5 protein-coding genes and 4 tRNA genes are annotated in these 4373 nt (G+C 41.5%); 8 read left to right on the top strand and 1 reads right to left on the bottom strand.

Translation table 11 applies throughout. The features are described from left to right. Positions 1-143: 143 nt before the first annotated feature. Positions 144-659: an EF-hand domain-containing protein gene (locus tag KYS23_RS20460; protein WP_218420064.1), complete on the bottom strand. Its 516-nt coding sequence runs from the start codon at positions 657-659 to the stop codon at positions 144-146. Positions 660-927: 268 nt separating this feature from the next. Between KYS23_RS20460 and murB the strand changes: the two genes are divergently transcribed. The 8 genes from murB to KYS23_RS20420 all read left to right on the top strand — a co-directional run. Next, the gene (murB, locus tag KYS23_RS20455; protein ID WP_218420063.1) at positions 928-1920 is read left to right on the top strand and encodes a UDP-N-acetylmuramate dehydrogenase; all 993 of its coding nucleotides are present in this window, start codon (positions 928-930) and stop codon (positions 1918-1920) included. A 10-nt stretch (positions 1921-1930) separates the two neighbouring features. Next, entirely contained in the window at positions 1931-2920 is a 990-nt protein-coding gene (birA, locus tag KYS23_RS20450) for a bifunctional biotin--[acetyl-CoA-carboxylase] ligase/biotin operon repressor BirA (RefSeq protein ID WP_159533411.1), read from the top strand. Continuing rightward, the gene (locus KYS23_RS20445) at positions 2907-3647 is read left to right on the top strand and encodes a type III pantothenate kinase (protein ID WP_232370696.1); all 741 of its coding nucleotides are present in this window, start codon (positions 2907-2909) and stop codon (positions 3645-3647) included. The genes birA and KYS23_RS20445 overlap by 14 nt, the downstream gene beginning before the upstream one ends. A gap of 112 nt (positions 3648-3759) precedes the next feature. Further along, positions 3760-3835, top strand: a tRNA-Thr gene (locus tag KYS23_RS20440). A 7-nt stretch (positions 3836-3842) separates the two neighbouring features. Beyond that, positions 3843-3927: transfer RNA gene (locus tag KYS23_RS20435), tRNA-Tyr, on the top strand. Between the two features lie 33 nt (positions 3928-3960). Continuing rightward, a tRNA-Gly gene (locus KYS23_RS20430) sits at positions 3961-4035 on the top strand. 7 nt (positions 4036-4042) lie between these two features. Beyond that, positions 4043-4118 (top strand) — tRNA-Thr (locus KYS23_RS20425). 67 nt (positions 4119-4185) lie between these two features. After that, positions 4186-4373: GTP-binding protein (locus tag KYS23_RS20420; protein ID WP_246604378.1), on the top strand; the 188-nt coding region annotated here is incomplete at its 3' end.

Below are 4373 nucleotides of genomic sequence, written 5' to 3'. Positions count from 1 at the left end.
TTCCCCATGTGAGAGTAGCACACTGCCAGGTCCCATTCGAAGAAAGCCCTTATCGTATGATAAGGGCTTTTTTTATGCCTGCAGGAAAGTGAAGCTAGGCGGGTTATTAATCCGCATTGCTCATTGTTTGAAAACAAAGATACTTATTGCTTACCTTTCTTTTTCAGATAATGTTCAAGTTCTTTTCTGGTGATCGCCCCATCCCCGTCTTTATCCATTTTAGTGAAGTTTCCGTCTATATTGGCTTTAGATACTTCAGCAGATGACAATGTATCATCTTCGTTTATGTCCGCTTTTTCAAAATTAACAACAACCGCTGATACCATGGCGGTGTTTTCTACATCATCTACCTTTTCTACGCTAACGGCGTCTTCTACACTATTTTCATTAACAGTCGCAATCACATCCTCACTAAATTTGCTGGTATTTGCTTTTACGAATTCGTTAAATTCGGAGAGGTTTATAGCAGAGTCGCTGTTTGTGTCTATATTTCCTAAAAAAGGCGCTATTGATGTTCCTTCCAATTCACTCGATGTGAGTAATTCGTCACCATCAGAATCTAACCCCGTAAAACTAGTCTCTATCTTACCGTTGGACGAGGCCATAACCAAACTCGAAATTAGTGTGCTCATTAACATAGATAGTGAAAGCTTTTTCATAATAAACTCCATTTACTTAAGTGCGTTCTGCTCAAAAAGAGACAAAACGTTTCAGTGTAAGAAGTAAAGATTCATATTTTATGCCACTACCTAACTTTATGTTATTTGTGACTAATAACAGATAAAAGTCGACGGGCAATGGTTGCAAACTCTGCAATGTGTGAAATATATACAGGGGGCGATCTCCTTAACCAATCCCTCTAAACTGCTTTTAATTAACATCAGCTTCACCTACCATTAGCGCATTATTATTCTTCTATAAAGTGCTATGCCCTCATTAAAGCAATATCATACCTTTTCATTAGCCTCGAATTGCGCATCTATCGTCGAATTCGACTCTGTAGATTCATTTTTAAAAGCTTACAATCCCGAAATTAATACGTATATTTTAGGTGGTGGAAGCAATTCGGTATTTTTGGATGACTTCGAAGGTGTGGTGCTAGTAAATAAAATTAAGGGTATTAGCCACTACGACACCGAATCACATCATCATATTAGTGTTGGGGCGGGGGAAGATTGGCATGAGTTTGTATCGCTGTGTATGCAAAATGGCTGGTTTGGCCTTGAAAACCTTGCGCTGATCCCAGGTTCCGTAGGCGCATCGCCTATTCAAAATATTGGGGCTTACGGTGTAGAGGTACATTCCTTCATAGATTCTATAGAAGCGATACTACTTGAAACAAAAGAACCCTTTCTTATAAAGGGGGCGGATTGCCAGTTTGGTTACCGCGATAGTATTTTTAAACACGCCTTATATGGTAAAGCGCTTATCTCCAAAGTGAATTTTACACTTCCCAAGGCGTACGACGTTGTGGCGAGTTATGGTGAATTGTCGGCTATAGACTGCCCTAGTGCGAAAGATATCTTTAATAAGGTAATAGAAGTGCGAAAAGCCAAGCTTCCTGATCCTAAGCAGCTTGGAAATGCAGGTAGTTTCTTTAAGAACCCTGTTATTGCATTAACGCATTTTGAAGAACTCAAATGTCACTATCTTGATATACCGAGTTACCCGGTGTCAGAAAATCAGGTAAAAGTACCTGCTGCATGGCTTATCGATCAGATGGGTTTTAAAGGAAAGGCGCTTAATGATGTTAGGTGTCACCCTACACAGCCGCTAGTATTAACTAATATAGGAAACGCGCTGGGAAATGACTTAATTGCCCTAGCTAAACAAATAATGCATGCGGTAGAAAGTAAATTTAAAATAACACTCGAGCCAGAAGTACGTTTAGTTGGTAAGGAAGGACTCATTCAATTATGAGACAGCAATTATGAGGCAGGCGTCAAAATCAGTCAGAAAACATATATTGGCCTTGTTGTCTGATGGACACTTCCATTCAGGTGAAACCATAGCGCAACAAGTTGGTCTTTCCCGCACCGCTGTAGCAGGCCATATTTCTCAGCTTTCTGACTGGGGATTAGATGTTTTTAAAGTTAAAGGTAAGGGTTACCGTTTAGAGCGAGGTTTTTCTTTGTTAAATGCAGAGAGTATTAAGAAGCACTTAGGTAATACTAAGCGCGCCATGATAGATGTTGAGTCGGTTTTACCTTCTACTAATACTGAAATGAAAAAGCGAATTGCTAATGCTCGTCATGAATTAGCTGATGGTGATGCAATATTCGCTGAAATTCAGACGGCGGGTCGTGGTCGTCATGGTAGAACCTGGTTAGCGCCTATTGGTGGTAGCTTAACGTTTTCTATGTATTGGTCTTTCCCGGATGGTTACCAAAGCATGGCGGGTTTGTCATTAATGGTTGGTTTGGCAGTATGTGAAGCATTAAAAGACTTTGGCGTAGATGATACTGAACTGAAGTGGCCTAACGACATTTATCTTCAAGGTAAAAAGCTCGCCGGCATTCTTATAGAAGTTGAAGGCCAAATTGGTGCTACTGCGCATTCTGTTATTGGAATAGGCTTAAATGTGTGTGTTCCTGATAGCCAATATGACGTTGGACAGCCTCATAGCGATTTAACATCTTATTTAGGACACACGCCAGATAGAAATAGTTTAGCGGCAGCCATAATAAAATCCCTTTGGGCATTATTACCTAAGTTCACCCAACAAGGTTTTGGCCCGTTCGCACCTCATTGGGAAGCACTAGACCTGTATGCAGATAAAAGGATTGTGCTACAAATGGGCGAAAAGCGTTTTTCTGGTATTGATCGAGGCGTAGATGCCAGCGGTGCATTGTTGGTAGAAACCCAAGATGGCATTACTCGATTCCACGGTGGAGAGGTTAGCTTACGTGGTAACCGATAAAAATGTCGTTTTAGTGGACGTTGGTAATACGCGATTTAAATATTGTTTGTTATCTAATGCCGAAAATGAGCCAACCGCCACAGAAAATTTATCCGATTTACTTTCTTTTATCGATAAACAGCAAAATATTTCCCACTTATATTTAGCCTCAGTACGAAAAGCAGATGCGGTCGAACAAATTTTCGCCGCTTGCGAACAGAGAAATATCGCTGTTGAAGAGAAAAATACCGAGCGAGAAGCCTTCGGCATAAAAAATAGTTACGAAAACGAAAAAAAAATGGGGGTTGATCGATGGCTTGCCATGGTTTGTGCTGCAGAAAAATCACAAAAAGCATTTTTTGTGATGGATGTGGGCACAGCAATTACGGTTGATTTTGTGGTAGATGGTCAACATTTAGGCGGTTGGATCACCCCTGGCTTTCAAGTAATGAAACAAGCATTACTTAATTCCACTAAGAAAGTGTATGCAAATGACGAAATTCCGACCAGTCTCACCCTGGGCAACGATACCGAAGAATGTGTTGCAACAGGCTGCTATGCCGCAGTGTATGGTGTTTATTTGAGCGCCGTTGATTACTTATCCAGCAAACAAACCGATTTTGATATAATTTTAGGGGGTGGGGACAAAAAAATGTTTGCATTCCTTGAAAGCGATGTTAGGATTCGTCCCGCTCATTTGGTGGTGCAAGGTTTGGCCCGCTACGCAAGAAGCGAGCTTCTTACGTAACTGGTTTGATTGATAAGTTTTTATCGGTTAAAAAAGAAAAAGTAAAATTTTTCAAAACAACACTTGCACTGAGTAATTCATTACTCTAGAATGCGCACCCACTTGATGTAGTGCCGACTTAGCTCAGTTGGTAGAGCAACTGACTTGTAATCAGTAGGTCGCCAGTTCGACTCCGGCAGTCGGCACCATCAATCTGGAGGGGTACCCAAGCGGTCAACGGGATCAGACTGTAAATCTGACGGCTCAGCCTTCGCAGGTTCGAATCCTGCCCCCTCCACCACTTTTTTATGAGGTGGCCAGAGAATTAGGATTTGCGAGCATCGTATAATGGCTATTACCTCAGCCTTCCAAGCTGATGATGTGGGTTCGATTCCCACTGCTCGCTCCAAATCAGTGCTGATATAGCTCAGTTGGTAGAGCGCACCCTTGGTAAGGGTGAGGTCGGCAGTTCAAATCTGCCTATCAGCACCAGTTTCTCCCCAGCTCATGTTTATAGAATTTCATAAATTTTTAAAGTAACTTTGCTGGGATAATAGAAATGGCAAAAGAAAAGTTTGAACGTACGAAACCCCATGTAAACGTTGGTACTATTGGCCACGTTGACCACGGAAAAACTACTCTAACTGCGGCAATCACTACTGTTCTTTCTAAGACATACGGTGGTTCAGCTCAGGCTTTCGATCAAATCGATAACGCGCCTGAAGAAAAAGCTCGTGGTATTACCAT

Origin of the sequence: Alteromonas lipotrueae, assembly GCF_019249255.1 — a bacterium.
Classification (GTDB): domain Bacteria; phylum Pseudomonadota; class Gammaproteobacteria; order Enterobacterales; family Alteromonadaceae; genus Alteromonas; species Alteromonas lipotrueae.
The sequence above is the reverse complement of the archived record's forward strand: the minus strand, read 5'-3'. Positions and strand labels throughout refer to the sequence as shown.

Coding starts and splice junctions, on each gene's coding strand:
- KYS23_RS20460 (WP_218420064.1), bottom strand. CDS start 659: ATGAAAAAGCTTTCACTATCTATGTTAATGAGCACACTAATTTCGAGT.
- murB (WP_218420063.1), top strand. CDS start 928: ATGCCCTCATTAAAGCAATATCATACCTTTTCATTAGCCTCGAATTGC.
- birA (WP_159533411.1), top strand. CDS start 1,931: ATGAGGCAGGCGTCAAAATCAGTCAGAAAACATATATTGGCCTTGTTG.